The 13464-nt window shown below is 70.5% G+C and carries 15 protein-coding genes; 9 read left to right on the top strand and 6 right to left on the bottom strand.

Annotation, left to right across the window (positions count from 1 at the left end; all coding sequences use genetic code 11):
* The first annotated feature begins 19 nt into the window (after positions 1 to 19).
* From arsC to KUV67_13285, 4 genes are all read left to right on the top strand, one after another.
* Positions 20 to 382 carry an arsenate reductase (glutaredoxin) gene (gene arsC, locus KUV67_13300; protein MBY6205861.1) on the top strand — a complete coding sequence of 121 codons (363 nt, stop codon included), beginning with the start codon at positions 20 to 22 and terminating at the stop codon, positions 380 to 382.
* Complete coding sequence (wrbA, locus tag KUV67_13295) at positions 379 to 966, top strand: NAD(P)H:quinone oxidoreductase (protein MBY6205860.1); 588 nt, start codon at positions 379 to 381, stop codon at positions 964 to 966. The genes arsC and wrbA overlap by 4 nt, the downstream gene beginning before the upstream one ends.
* On the top strand, positions 963 to 1319 hold the full coding sequence (locus tag KUV67_13290) for a DUF2069 domain-containing protein (GenBank protein MBY6205859.1): 357 nt from the start codon (positions 963 to 965) through the stop codon (positions 1317 to 1319). Before wrbA ends, KUV67_13290 begins: the two co-directional genes overlap by 4 nt.
* Before the next feature lie 114 nt (positions 1320 to 1433).
* The gene (locus KUV67_13285) at positions 1434 to 3113 is read left to right on the top strand and encodes an acyl-CoA dehydrogenase family protein (GenBank protein ID MBY6205858.1); all 1680 of its coding nucleotides are present in this window, start codon (positions 1434 to 1436) and stop codon (positions 3111 to 3113) included.
* A gap of 7 nt (positions 3114 to 3120) precedes the next feature.
* On the opposite strand, the gene KUV67_13280 is transcribed toward KUV67_13285, so the two are convergent.
* Complete coding sequence (locus KUV67_13280) at positions 3121 to 4602, bottom strand: phospholipase D family protein (protein ID MBY6205857.1); 1482 nt, start codon at positions 4600 to 4602, stop codon at positions 3121 to 3123.
* A gap of 98 nt (positions 4603 to 4700) precedes the next feature.
* On the opposite strand from KUV67_13280, the gene KUV67_13275 reads away from it, so the two are divergent.
* Positions 4701 to 4949 (top strand): hypothetical protein, encoded by a 249-nt coding sequence (locus KUV67_13275; protein MBY6205856.1) that lies wholly within the window; start codon positions 4701 to 4703, stop codon positions 4947 to 4949.
* Positions 4950 to 5097: 148 nt separating this feature from the next.
* Positions 5098 to 5535: a DUF3617 domain-containing protein gene (locus KUV67_13270; protein MBY6205855.1), complete on the top strand. Its 438-nt coding sequence runs from the start codon at positions 5098 to 5100 to the stop codon at positions 5533 to 5535.
* A 143-nt stretch (positions 5536 to 5678) separates the two neighbouring features.
* Here KUV67_13270 and KUV67_13265 read toward each other — a convergent pair whose 3' ends face one another.
* The 3 genes from KUV67_13265 to KUV67_13255 are packed head-to-tail and all read right to left on the bottom strand — an operon-like array spanning position 5679 to position 8484.
* Positions 5679 to 6500 (bottom strand): hypothetical protein, encoded by an 822-nt coding sequence (locus KUV67_13265; protein ID MBY6205854.1) that lies wholly within the window; start codon positions 6498 to 6500, stop codon positions 5679 to 5681.
* Complete coding sequence (locus KUV67_13260; protein MBY6205853.1) at positions 6497 to 8254, bottom strand: GGDEF domain-containing protein; 1758 nt, start codon at positions 8252 to 8254, stop codon at positions 6497 to 6499. Before KUV67_13260 ends, KUV67_13265 begins: the two co-directional genes overlap by 4 nt.
* Before the next feature lie 17 nt (positions 8255 to 8271).
* Entirely contained in the window at positions 8272 to 8484 is a 213-nt protein-coding gene (locus tag KUV67_13255) for a hypothetical protein (GenBank protein ID MBY6205852.1), read from the bottom strand.
* 165 nt (positions 8485 to 8649) lie between these two features.
* On the opposite strand from KUV67_13255, the gene KUV67_13250 reads away from it, so the two are divergent.
* Positions 8650 to 8985 carry a hypothetical protein gene (locus KUV67_13250; GenBank protein ID MBY6205851.1) on the top strand — a complete coding sequence of 112 codons (336 nt, stop codon included), beginning with the start codon at positions 8650 to 8652 and terminating at the stop codon, positions 8983 to 8985.
* Between the two features lie 95 nt (positions 8986 to 9080).
* Here KUV67_13250 and recQ read toward each other — a convergent pair whose 3' ends face one another.
* Both recQ and hemH read right to left on the bottom strand, forming a co-directional pair.
* On the bottom strand, positions 9081 to 10919 hold the full coding sequence (gene recQ, locus KUV67_13245; protein ID MBY6205850.1) for a DNA helicase RecQ: 1839 nt from the start codon (positions 10917 to 10919) through the stop codon (positions 9081 to 9083).
* A 23-nt stretch (positions 10920 to 10942) separates the two neighbouring features.
* Complete coding sequence (gene hemH / locus KUV67_13240) at positions 10943 to 12076, bottom strand: ferrochelatase (GenBank protein MBY6205849.1); 1134 nt, start codon at positions 12074 to 12076, stop codon at positions 10943 to 10945.
* Between the two features lie 206 nt (positions 12077 to 12282).
* Between hemH and KUV67_13235 the strand changes: the two genes are divergently transcribed.
* Both KUV67_13235 and tatA read left to right on the top strand, forming a co-directional pair.
* Positions 12283 to 13221, top strand: coding sequence for a hypothetical protein (locus KUV67_13235; protein ID MBY6205848.1), 939 nt, complete (start codon positions 12283 to 12285; stop codon positions 13219 to 13221).
* Positions 13222 to 13260: 39 nt separating this feature from the next.
* Positions 13261 to 13464 carry a twin-arginine translocase TatA/TatE family subunit gene (gene tatA / locus KUV67_13230; GenBank protein ID MBY6205847.1) on the top strand — a complete coding sequence of 68 codons (204 nt, stop codon included), beginning with the start codon at positions 13261 to 13263 and terminating at the stop codon, positions 13462 to 13464.

The following is a 13464-nucleotide window of genomic DNA, read 5'->3' as shown; positions in this document are numbered from 1 at the left end:
TCATCGAACAGGAGGTCACATGCAAGTCACTGTGTACCACAACCCCCGTTGCTCCAAGAGCCGGACCACGCTCGAGCTGCTCGAACAGCGCGGGGTCGAGCCGAAGGTGGTCGAGTACCTGAAGACCCCGCCGAACGCGGCCACGCTGGAGAAGCTCCACGCCGCGCTCGACGCGCCGGCAAGCGAAATGGTCCGCACGGGGCAGGCGGAGTGGCAGGAGACCGGGCTCGACATCGCCACGGCGAGCGACGCCGACCTGTTCGCCGCGATCGCCGAGCATCCGATCCTGCTCCAGCGGCCGCTGGTGGTGGTCGACGACGGTGCGACGACCCGGGCCCGCATCGGACGCCCGCCGGAGCGGGTGCTGGAGATTCTCCGATGACCGACGTGCTGGTCCTGGTCCACTCGGTGCACGGCAACACGCTGGCGCTGGCGCGCGAGATCGCGCGCGGCGTCGAATCGGTCGATGGGGCGGCCGCCCGCCTACGCGGCGTGCCGCCGATCACGTCCGCGCTGGATCCGAAGCCGGCCGAGTGGCCCGACGATGGGCCGGCGCTGGTCGAGAATCGCGATCTCGCCGAGTGCGGCGGCCTGATTCTCGGCAGCCCGACCCGCTTCGGCAACATGGCCTCCGCGGTCAAGCACTTCCTCGACGGCACCGCCAGCGAGTGGTTCTCGGGCACGCTGGCCGGCAAGCCCGCCGGCGTGTTCACGTCGACCTCCAGCCTGCACGGCGGCCAGGAATCGACCCTGCTGTCGATGATGATCCCGCTGCTGCACCACGGCATGGTCCTGGTCGGGCTGCCGTACACGGAACCGGCGCTGACCTCGACGAGCTCCGGGGGCACGCCGTACGGGGCGAGCCACTGGTCGGGTCCCGACAGCGACCGACCGCTGACCGACGACGAGACGAAGCTGGCGCGCGTGCTCGGCAAGCGGGTCGCCGGCCTGGCGGTGAAGCTGTGATCCCGACGCACTGGGCACGCTGGAGCTGGCTCGCCCTGATCGGCGTGCAGCTGGCCTGGTTCGGCTGGTGGTCGCCGTCCGACGTGCTCGGCTACTGGCCCGCGCTGCTGCTCGCCACCGTGCCGCTGCTGTTCCCGCTGCCCTGGATTCTCCGCCTGTCGCCCGCCGCCCTCGTGGTCGGCGGCATGATTCTTCTGCTGCACTTCAGCGTCGCGGTCTCGGAGGCGTGGGTCGACCCGGTCGCGCGCCCCCTGGCACTGCTGCAGATCGCGCTGATCGTCGTCTACTTCCTGGCCCTGCCGGCGTTCGGCCGGCGCCGGCCGCGCACGACCGGCGACGCCGCCGATCGCTAGCCCCGGCGCAGGGCGCCAGCCGCCGGGGCCGCAGGACCGCGGCCGAGCGAAGTCGTGGTCCGTTTCTCGACAACCGGTAGACTGACGCCGGACTCGTCCGCACCCGCAGCCCGCATGACTCGACGCCGTTCATCGTCCGAAGACCTTTCGACCACCCAGCAACCGCCGCGCCCCGGCGACGGCTGGGCCCATCACGGCAACTGGGTGCTGCGCGCCTGGCTGGAGCGCGCGGTTCCCGAGGACCTGCTCGAGGCGCACCGGCCGGTGCTCGCCGAACTGGGCCGGCGCTCGGGCGCGGAGTGGTACGACCTGCAGCTGGCCGACCGCTTGAACGAGCCGCGCCTGACCCAGTGGAGCGCGTGGGGCGAGCGGATCGACTCGATCGAGCTGACCCCGCTCTGGCAGCGCGCCCATCGCTGGGCCGCCGAGTACGGCCTGGTCGCCACCGGCTACGACGATTCGCTCGGCGAGCACGCCCGGCTGCTGCAGTTCGCCCGAGCATGGATGTACATCCCGTCGACGGACTTCTACGGCTGCCCGCTGGCGATGACCGACGGGGCGGCGCGCGTACTCGCCGATGCGGGCAACGAAGAACTGGCATCGCGCGCCCTGCCGCACCTCCTCTCGACCGACCCCGGGACCTTCTGGACCTCGGGCCAGTGGATGACCGAGACGGTCGGCGGCTCCGACGTGGGGCGGACCGAAACCGTCGCGCGCCAGGACGAGGACGGCACCTGGCGATTGACCGGGCGCAAGTGGTTCACGTCGGCGGCGACCTCCGAGATCGCCCTGACCCTCGCCCGTCCGCAGGGTGACGGGGAGCGCGCCGAAGATGGCTCGCGCGGCCTGGCGCTGTTCTATCTCGAGCCGCGCGACGACGAGGGCCGGTTGCGGAACATCGAGATCCTCCGCCTGAAGGACAAGCTCGGCACGCGCAAGCTGCCGACCGCCGAGCTGTGGCTCGACGGCGTGCCGGCCCAGCCGGTCGCCGGGCTGGAACGCGGCGTCGCCTCGATCGCGCCGATGCTCAACATCACGCGGACCTGGAACGCCGTCACCGCCTGCGCGCTGATGCAGCGCGCGCTGGCCCTGGCCGACGACTACGCGGGCAAGCGCGAGGCCTTCGGCAAGCCCCTGGCCGAGCTGCCGCTGCACCGGGAAACGCTGGCCGACCTCGAAGCCGACCGGGCGGCGGCCAGTTGCGCCTTGCTCTCGACGATCGACCTGCTCGGCGTGGTGGAGCATCAAGGCGGGACGAGCGAAAGCTCCGATCGCGCCGCCCTGCGCCTGCTCACGCCGTTGATCAAGCTCGGCACGGCCCGCGATGCGGTCGCCGTGGTGTCGGAGGCGCTGGAAGCGATCGGCGGTGCCGGCTACATCGAGGACACGGGCATCCCGCAGCTGCTGCGCGACGTCCAGGTGCTGTCGATCTGGGAGGGCACGACCAACGTCCTTTCGCTCGATGCGCTGCGAGCGATCGCCGCGGTCGGCATCGACCCCTGGCTGGACCGCCTGCAGCAGCGCCTCGACGGCTGTCGTCAGCCGGCCCTGGCCGGCCGGGTCGACCGGGCGCGCGACGCGCTGTCCGCCGTGCCCGGATGGCTGGAACCCGGGCCCGAGGCGCTCGAGCCCCAGGCCCGGCGCCTGGCCCTCAACCTCTATCGCCTGACCGGGCTGGTCGAACTGCTCGGCCTGGCCGACCACTGGCTGGCCCGAGACGACGACCGTCCGCTGGCGGTCGCGCGCCACTACCAGGACCTCCGGTTCCGCCTCGAGCCGCTGCGCGGCCGCTGAGCCGGACTCAGAAGGTCGACAGTCCGCTGAATTCCATCAGCCGGTAGCGCGCGTAGCGCAGCGCGCTGTCTTCGGCGTACGCCTCGTAGGGCAGCGAGAACGATCGCCCGGCCGGATTCGTCCAGCGCATCTCGAACCAGTCCGCGGCCTCCTGCAGCACCGGCAAGCCGGCCGGCCCCGCGACACGCACGCTGGTTTCCAGGTTCAGGTCGTCGAGATTGCGCCGGGTGAAATTCGCCGAGCCGGCGATCAACTCGCTCGTCCCGGCCCGGGTCCGGGTCTGGAGGAACTTGCTGTGGCACTGCTCGCCGGTCGTGTGGCACCAGCGGACCTCGATGCCCGCGTCGACCAGCTCGCGCGCCACGGGCCGGTTGGGGATGCCGGACTTCTCGTTGCCGAACGCGGCGATGTTCGGGTCGAGCAGCGCGCGCACGCGCGCGCCGCGTTCGACGGCGCGCTCGATGGCCCGGACGATGCCGCGATGGGCCAGGTAGAACATCGCCAGGTCGACCCGGTCGCCGGTGCCGACCCGATCGAGGGCGGCGATCGCGGCGTCCCGGATCGCGCTTTCGGTCAGCACCTGGAGCGTCCCGGCGGACCGATCCACGCGCATCGGCGACGGGGCCGGCGGCGCCGGCAGCGTGCCGAGCGCGGCGCCGGAGAACTCGGCGACCGGAAGCTCGGTGGCCAGCAGGTCCAGTGCGGCGGGGCCACGGAACTCCAGCGCGACGTTGCCGTGCGCGCTCGACGCATCGTGCGGGTTGCCCGAGGTCACCAGCCCGACCCAACCCGAGGGGCTGTCGGCAACCAGGGTCTTGCGGTGGTTGGCCTTGAAGTTCAACAGCGCCAGCCCGGTTCGCAGCGTCACCTCGCCCGGGCCGACGGGATTGGGCAGCCAGCCGCCGTCGGGCGAGTTTCCGGCCCAGCGGCAGCACAGACGCCACGCCCCGGACCAGGCCGGGTTCGATGCGCGCAGGCGGCCGAGGTCGGTGATCACGACCTCGACGCCGGCGGCCCGCAGGCGGTCGAGGCGGTCGGAGCGCAGTCCGCCGTACAGCGTGTTGATCGGGTCGGTGATCAGGATCGCGCGCAGGCCGGGCACGGCCGCGCGGCGCGCCCGCAAGGCCTGCTCGAGCTCTTCGGAGAGGCGGCGCATGTCGTCGCCGTCGACCTGTCCGGCGAAGTCGTTGAACAGGAACATGTCGATGACCACGAGCCGCTCGGCGCCCTCGACCAGCTCCAGCACCCGGTCGAAGATCCGCTGGTCGACCTGCCGCTCGCCGCTCGGATCGACCCAGGTCAAGTCGGCCAGGAACCGCACGTCGACCGCGGGGCGCTCGGGCATCGCCACGGACAGACCGTCCGGCAGGGGCTTGTAGCGGTGGAACAGGGCCATGGCGAGCCAGAGGACCACGGCGGCGAGGACCAGCACGCCGACGAGGCGGCGCCATGCCAGCCTTCGAACGGCGGTCTTGTCCTCGGCGGTCATGGGCGAAGTCTAGCCGCGCGCGGGGGACCCTGCACTGGCCGGCGCTCGGCGATCGGCGTAGAGTGAGGGGGTCCATCCACCGTCTCCGAGGGTCCGCCATGCGCCACACGCCGACACCGACTTCGCCCCTTCCGCTCTTGCTGCTGCTGGTCCTGCTCGTGGTTCTCGCCGTCGGCTGCACCGACGACGCTCACCACCCGGACGCCGAGACCGACCCGGACACGCGGCCCGACGCCGGCCTGCTCGAGCCGCATCGGCAGGCGATCGAGCGGGCGCGCGGGGTCGAGGACGACCTCGCCGACGCCGCCGCTCGCCAGCGCGAACGGATCGAGGACGAGGGCGGCTGATCGGTTGGACAATGGGCCGGACCGGCACGCCGAGGCGCGGATTCGCGTATTCTGGGGACTGCACTGCGGCGCTCGTTCGCGCGGCGTGCCTTCACCCGCGGCCCGGCCTGATCGGCCGCCGCGGTCCGATCTTCAAGGAGAATTCTCTATGTTCAAGCAGAGCCTGACCGCAGTGGCCGTGGCCAGCCTTTCCCTTTCCGCAGTGGCCCAGGAGCCCAACATCGAGCCCGGCATGTGGGAAACCACCAGCACGGTCTCGCTGAATATCCCGAACATGCCGGAAGGCTCCATGCCGCCGCAGACCCAGACCGAGTCGAACTGCATCACGCCGGAAGACATCCGCGACGGCGAAGCGTTCCTGGCCGACAACGAGGAATGCGAAGTCGCCGACAAGGAAATCAGCGCCGACGGCATGAGCTTCACCATGACCTGTCCGAGCCCGGACGGCAGTGCGATGACCATGAACGCCGACATGTCCTTCGACGGCGACACGATGTCGGGCACGGTCGACGGCCAGATGGACTCGGCCATGGGGTCGATGACCATGTCGGTCGAGATTTCCGGCAAGCGCACCGGCGACTGCTGATTCGCAGGTCCTGCTTCCGCCCCGGAGCCCCCGGACTCCGGGGTCGGACCCGAGCGTCGGAACGGACGACCGTTCCGGCCTCCGGCAGCCGGTCGACCCGGACCGACCCCTTCGATCGCGCCCCCACCCGGAGCGCCCGCACCCTACCCGTCCAACGCGTCCGGAGCGGCACCGAGCCGCGCCAGCCAGTCGCGATCGGCCGGCGCGTCCTGCGCCGGTGGCACCACCAGCGTCGTGTATTCCTTGAAGCGGGCTCGGGGCAGGCCGGACAGAGGCATGCGCTCGGCCCGGAAGCCCTCGATCGGTAACTGCGCGGCCTCGTAGAGAACGGCTTCGGTGTCCGGTTCATACCACCGGGTCAGCTTCTCGACCAGCAGGGCCAGTGCGGCCGGCTCGGCGTGGAACCGCGTCAGCGAAAGGTCGCCGACGAGCGCGGCCTGCCACAGGATCAACAGGCTCGACGGGTCCGGCCGGCAGTCCCGGACCAGGAACTGGGTCGCCTCCCACGACTGCACCCCCGAGCGGCCCGGGTCGAGGCCGAGATCCGCATACAGGCAGGCTTCAGCCGAGACGCCCGGCTCCATCCGGGCTGGCAGACCCAGGGCCCGAACCGCCCGGATCGCACCGTGGGGCACGTCGGCGAATACGCCCGGGTGGCCGTAGAACACCGCGCAGACCCGGGCCCCATCGCGCACCGCGTCGACCAGCTCGCGCTCCATCGCCCGATAGGCATCGCGCCGATCGTTATTCCTGGACCCCTCGCGGTAGTGGCGGCCCAGGCCGATGCAATCCGGCCGGATCGACGTCAGCCAGTCCATCGCGAACGCGTCGGCCAGCGCGAACACCCGGTCCGCGACGCGGATTTCGGACTCGGCCCGGCGCGAGATGTGGCGGCCGAGCTGGATGCCGCAGCCGACCACCACGAGTTCACCGCTTGCCGCGGCCACTCGTGCGTCACCGGTCACGGCTCGTCGCCGTCGGCGAGTTCGGCGGCATCGATCAGCTCATCGCGCCCGGAGCGCTTGGCCCGATACAGCGCGTCGTCGGCGCGCGACCGCAACCGTTCCAGCCGGCGCTCGCGCCGCGCCTCGGCCAGGCCGAAGCTCAGGGTCACGGCGATCGACGAATCGCCCACGGTCACCGGCCGCAGCCGCCGGCGCAGGTCCTCGACCCGCTGCCGTGCCTGCAGGCGATTCTGGTCGGGAAGGAACACGGCGAACTCCTCGCCGCCGACGCGTCCGACGATGCCGGGCGGCGGGAACACGTCGCTCAGCAGCTGGCCGAGATAGGACAACACCGCGTCACCGGCCTGGTGACCGAAGCGGTCGTTGACCTGCTTGAACAGGTCGACGTCGGCGGCGATCAGGGTGCACGGGCGTCCGTTCTCGCGGCTGTGCTCCAGCGCCCTGCTGGCCGCTCGATGAAACCGGCTGTGGTTGAGCAGACCGGTCAGGCCGTCGCGCTCGGACAGGCGCCGGAAGCGCCGCCGGTCCGCGCGGAAACGGATCAGCAGGCCGATCAGCAGGACCCCGATCACCGCCGCCATCACGATGGCGACGGTCCTCGCCTTCTGGCGTGAGGTCTGTGCCTGGCGTTCGAGCTCGAACAGCTCGTTGCGCTGCCGCAGCATGGCCAGTTCCTGCTGCTGCCGCTGGTTCTCGAATTCGGCCTGCTGGTAGGCGATGCGAAGGCTGCGCTGGATGTCGTTGAAGCGCCGATCGGCCTCGAACTGCGCGCGCAGGTGGTCGAGCGCCCGCCCCGGCATGTCGCGACGCTCGAAGGAGTCGGCCAGCGTCGCGTGCAGCTCGATCAGGCTCTGCCAGTCCTCGCGCGATTCGAAGTAGCTCACCGAATCGAGCAGGCGCCGGGTTCCGCCTTCCGCATCGCCGGCCGCCAGCAGCGCGCGGCCAAGATAGTACCTCGACTCGGCCACCCCCACGGCGAACTCGCCGGCGCGGTGCTGCGCGATGGCCCGCTCCAGCCAGCCGACGGCCTCGTCGAAGCGACCGGCCTCGAGCAGCGCCGCGCCCATCGCCATCATTCCGGTTCCCTGCAGGACCGGGTCGCCGCTTTCCTGGCAGCTCTGCCACATCGCATCCGCGCTTTCGGAGGCGGCGTCGGCCAGGCCGACGCGGAGCTGCTGGAAGACCAGGTCCTGCTCGGCGAAGCACCGGGTCCGGTCATCGCCGCTGTCCTCGGCGGCCGCGAGCGCTTCGGAAATGTAGTCCATGGCCAGCCCCTGCTCCCCGGCCAGCGAGTGGAATCGGGCGGCCAGCACCAGCAGGCCGGCCTGTGCGCCGGGGTCACGCGCGTCCGGCAACAGCTTCAGGGCCTCGTAGAGGTAATTGAAGGCCAGCGCGTACTGCTGGTCGATGCCTGCCGCATTGGCCGCCAGCTCGAGTGCCCGCAGCCTGAGGTCGATGCCGACGGGCCGCGACAGCACGCGATCGAGGCGATCCATGGCATCGTCGAAGCGGCCCGCGAGCACGAGATTGCGTCCTTCCATCAGGTCGAGCCGCGCCCGCTGGTCGGGCGTGGCCCCGTCCAGGCCGTCGGCTCGCAGGGCGTCGATCGCGCTCTGCGATTCCTGCCATGGCCGTTGGAGGTGCAGTTGCTCGATCGCATCGATCCGCGTCGAGAGTCCGGCATCCGCAGACGCCGGCAGCGTCCCACCGGCCAGCAGGGCGACCAGCAGAACGAACGTAAGCAGGGGCGGCACGGGCGAGCCGAAGGGGACTAGCGGTAGGCCTTGACCGTGGAGTTGGTCAGGCGCAGCTCGTCCAGCCCGCTGAGCTTGCGCAACGCATCCAGGTCGCCGTTCTTCATCGCCTCGGCCGCCTCGTCGGACACCTCGTACTCGGCGAGCACATCGTCGGGATCGCTTCGGTAGCGCGCTTCGAGTTCGGCATCGCGGCCGAGGTCGACCAGCAGTTTGGTGAGGTTGTCCATGTCTCGAGCTCCCTTGGGTTCCGGTTGGATCGCTCGGCCCCCCTCGGGACCGCCTTGCCGTCGCATCGCGACGACTGCGGGGAATTGTAGCGGGGTTCCGTTCCGGCTGCCTGCGGCGGCCCCGCGCCGAACGGGACGAGGGAGGAAGATCGCTACAATGCAACCATGGCACGACGACTGATGAACCTGCGCCACGTTCCCGCCGAGGAAGCCGACGGCGTGCGGACGATGCTCGACCAGCTCGGCGTGGACTGGTACGAGCTCCCGCCGACCGCGTTCGGCCTGAGCGCGGGCAGCATCTGGATCCGCGACAACGAGGAGTACCCGAGGGCCAGGGACGCCTTCGACCGGTTCCAGGACGAGTACACCGCGCGGGCCCGCGCGGACGCCGGGAACGCTCGACGGCCGATCGACCCCATGCGATTGCTCGCGGCGGTGATCGTCGCGGTCGTGGTGCTCGGGTTCTTCTTCTGGCCGATCGTGGAGTTGATGGGCGGCTGAACGGCCACTCGCAAGCGACCCAGCGCCTGACCGCAACACGGTGACGCCCGGCACGCCCGCCGAGCGTCGCGGTTCAGCGGGTGCTCAACGGGCACTCAACGGCGGACGGACGGGGCCAGCGATTCCAGCCGGCCCAGAAAGGCCTTGCCGTATTTTTCCAGCTTGTGCCGGCCCACGCCGGGCACGTCGGCCAGGTCGTCGAGGCTCGTCGGGCCGGCTTCGGCCATGGCCACCAGCGTGGCATCGTGGAAGATCACGTAGGGCGGAACGCCTTCGTCTCTGGCCAGCTCCAGCCGCAGCTCGCGCAGTGCTTCGAAGATCGGCGCGATCGCCTCGTCGACCGGGGCACGCTTCGATCTCGTCGTCGACCGGGTTCGTGCCCGGACCGCCGGCTCGCGCATCGTCCACTCGACCTCGCCCCGCAGCAGGGGCCGGGCGGCCGGATCGAGGCGAAGACCTCCGTGCCCGTCCGGGTCGGTCGCCAGCAATCCGCCGGCAAGCAGCTGGCGGACCAGGGCCTGCCAGTAGCCGCGCGGATGCTCCTTGCCGATCCCGAACGTGCTCAGCCGGTCGTGGCCCAGCGAACCGACGCGGTCGGTCCGCCGGCCGACCAGCACGTCGATGACGTGGCCGGCACCGAAGCGCTGGCCGGTGCGGTACACGCAGGACAGGGCCATCCGCGCCGGTTCCGTGGCATCGACCATGGTCGGCGGCGACAGGCAGTTGTCGCAGCGCCCGCAGTCGCCCGGATGGTGTTCGCCGAAATAGCCCAGCAGGGGCGGGCGGCGGCAGCCTGGCTGCTCGCAGAAACCGAGCAAGGCCTCCAGCCGCTGGCGCTCGATCCGCTGCCGGTCCTCCGGCAGGTCGGACTCGGCCAGCATCTGCCGCAGGCGATAGACGTCGTCGAGCCCGAACACCATCCAGGCGTCGGACGGCAGGCCGTCGCGCCCTGCCCGGCCGGTTTCCTGGTAGTAGGCCTCGATCGAACGGGGCAGGTCCAGGTGCGCGACGAACCGTACGTCGGGCTTGTCGATGCCCATGCCGAAGGCGATGGTCGCGACGACGATCACGCCGTCCTCGCGAATGAACCGGTCCTGGGTTGCCTCGCGCTCGGCGGGGTCCAGCCCCGCGTGGTACGGACGGGCGTCGAAACCTTCTTCCTTCAACCAGCCGGCCACCTGCTCGCAACGCCGGCGGCTGAGGCAGTAGACGATGCCGGCATCGCCCTCGTGCTCGCCCCGTACGAAATCGACCAACTGGCGTCGGGCATTCGCTCGCGCCGTGACCTGGTAGCGGATGTTGGGCCGATCGAAACTCGCGGTGAAGCGTCGGCACCCGTCGTCGAACAGGGCGCGTTCGATCTCGTCGCGCGTGCGAAGGTCGGCGGTGGCCGTCAGCGCGACCCGGGGTACGCCGGGGAACCGTTCGGCCAGCTGCCCCAGCGCGAGGTACTCGGGACGGAAATCGTGACCCCATTGCGAGACGCAGTGTGCCTCGTCGATCGCGATCAGCGCGATCGGCGTGGTCGCCAGACGATCGAGCATGTGCGGCTGCATCAAGCCCTCGGGCGCGACGTAGAGCAGGTCGAGGCGGCCGTCGTGCAGGTCGGCGAGGACCTCGCGGCGACGCTCCGGCGAGAGGCTGGAGTTGAGCACTTCGGCGCGCACGCCGAGGATCTTCAGGGCCTCGACCTGGTCGCGCATCAGCGCGATCAATGGAGAGATCACCAGCGCGGTGCCGTCGCGAACCAGCGCGGGAACCTGGTAGCACAGCGATTTTCCGCCGCCGGTCGGCATGAGTACCAGCGCGTTCTCGCCGGCCATCAGCGTGTCGACCACACCGGCCTGCTCGCCGCGAAACGCCCGGAAGCCGAACACCTCGCGCAGGACGCGCCGGGCAGTCGCGCTTTCCGGAACGGCCGGATTTTCTGCCACGACGTTCGCCACGGTGGTCCCGATCAGTCGTCCAGCTCCAACCGGACCGCGGCCCGGTCGGCGCGTTCGACCCGCTCGGCCAGCAGCTCTTCGTCGACGCCGGTGGTGCCGCCGAATTCCGGCCAGCCCTGGCCGTGCCGCCAGCACAGTTCGGCGAGCACGCGCGCATGGTCCGGCTCCGCATTGAGTGCGGGGATGTACTCCAGGCGCTCGCCGCCGGCCTCCTCGAATTCTTCCCTGTTCTCGACCCCGATCTCGTCGATGGTCTCGAGGCAGTCGACGGCGAAGCCCGGGCAGACGACCTGGACGCGTTTGACGCCCTCGCGGGCCATCGCCTGGAGCGTCTGGTCGGTGTAGGGCTTCAGCCACTCGGCCCGGCCGAGGCGCGACTGGAAGGTCACGCGCCAGCGGTCCGAATCGAGCTTCAGGCGAGCGGCGATGCGGCGCGCGGAGGACTGGCACTGGCAGTAGTACGGGTCGCCATCGAGCAGGTAGTTCTTGGGAATGCCGTGGAACGAGAACACCAGCTGCTCCGGTTCGCCGTGCTCCTCCTGGTGGGCACGAATCCGGTCGGCGACCGCCTCGACCCACGCCTCGTCGTAGTGGTAATGGGTCACGAAGCGGAGCTCCGGCAGCCAGCGGACCGACCTCAGCGCTGCGGCCAGGCCGTCGAACACGCTCGCCGTCGTGGTCGCCGAGTACTGCGGATAAAGCGGCAGCACGATCACCCGCTGCACGTTGTCGTCGCGCATGCGGGCCAGGGCCTCTTCGATGCCGGGCTGGCCGTAGCGCATGGCCGGATAGACCCGGACGTCCGGGTGATTGCGCTCGAACTCGCGCTGCATCGCTTCGGCCAGGTCGCGCGTGTGATAAAGCAACGGCGAGCCGCGCTCCGTCCAGACGCGGCGGTAGGCCTCGGCCGACCGAGGGGCGCGGAAGGGCACGATGACCAGGTTCAGAATCAGCCACCAGATCGGGCGAGGCACTTCGACCACGCGGTCGTCCCAGAGAAACTCCCGGAGGTAGCGGCGCAGCGCACGGGCGTCGGGCCGGTCGGGCGTGCCCAGGTTGGCGAGCAGCACCCCGGCGCGGGCAGGCGCCCGGTGCGCGTCGACCTGGCGGACCTCGGCGCGACTGCGGATTCGATGCTTCGGCATCGGGTATTCCTTGCAGAGACGTAACGGAAGTCGCCGAGTGTACCGCGCGCCGGTGGTCGAGCCGGTCATCGGGTCGGGAGTCGGGCCGCCGACACCCTGCGACGTCGGTCGACGGCATTGCTGCGCTCGCTGTGATCCGTACGTCGAATCTGCTATTCTCGCGAGCGTGAAGCTGTCCTGATTTCGAGGAGAGGAAAGAGCGTCCCGTGACCCGCGCCCGTCGCATCGTCGTCGTCGCACTGCTGGCCCTGCTGGGTCCGGCCGGCGTCGCGTATGCGGAGCCGCTGGCCTGGGCCGTGAACTCCCGCGGCAACCTGCCGAACAACGAGGACGTGCACGCCCTCTGGCAGGTCGACCTGGCGACCGGGGAAAGCAGCTACGTCGGCTGGACCTCGTTCCTCGACATGGAAGGCCTGGCCCTGGCCGACGACGGCACCCTGTTCGGCGCCGACGACGAGAGCAACTCCCTGGTCACGGTCAGCACCGCGACCGGTCTCGGCATCGCGGTCGGCAACCAGCGGACGAATTTCGGCATCGCGCTGAGCGAGGTCCTGGATCTCGGCATGACCTTCACCTGCGAAGGACGCCTGCTGGTCAGTTCCGATCAGCGCGAAACCCTCTACGAAGCCGATCCGGACACCGGACTGCTGACGCCGATCGGTCCCGCGGGAAGCCTCGGCGCACCGATCACCGACATCGCGGCCTGGGGCGACACCGTCTACGGCATCGGGCAGGGGCTGGATTCGTCGGGAGCGAGCGACAGCCCGAACCTCTACGCCATCGACCTCGACGACGGCACCGCCACCGAGATCGGCCCCCTCGGCAACGCGGTCGCACCGTATGCCAACGCCGGGCTGTCCTTCGACGCCGACGGCCAGCTGTGGGCCCTGACCGACCGTCGCGACGGCGGCGACCCGAACCTGTTCTCCGAAGTGCTGCGCATCGACACGGCCACCGGCACCGCCACCAAGATCGCCGACGCCGACGTGGTCGGCTTCGAATCGCTCGCGGTCGCCCCCCCGGGCGGCTGCAACCGCGGCGGCGCGGCCATCGTTCCGGTCCCCGCGCTCGGCCGCTCCGGCCTGCTGGTGCTCGGCCTGCTGCTGCTGGCGCTCGGCTGGACGCTGCTCGCGCCTCGGCGGTAGACTAGTCGTCCACTTTCTTCCGGCCCGGAGCCTTCCGACATGGCCAATATCAGCCCCTGGCAGTTGCTGATCGTCCTGCTGATCGTCCTGTTGATCTTCGGCACCAAGAAACTGCGCAACATCGGCGGCGACCTGGGCGGAGCGATGAAGGATTTCCGCAAGGGTCTCCGCGACAGCGACGACGACTCCGACTCGAAGTCCACCTCAGAAGAAGACGACGCTTCCGGCTCGACCAAGCACTGA

The sequence above is a fragment of the Halomonas denitrificans genome, assembly GCA_019800895.1.
Taxonomy (GTDB): Bacteria; Pseudomonadota; Gammaproteobacteria; order Xanthomonadales; family Wenzhouxiangellaceae.
This window is presented reverse-complemented; position numbering and strand designations above follow the sequence as displayed.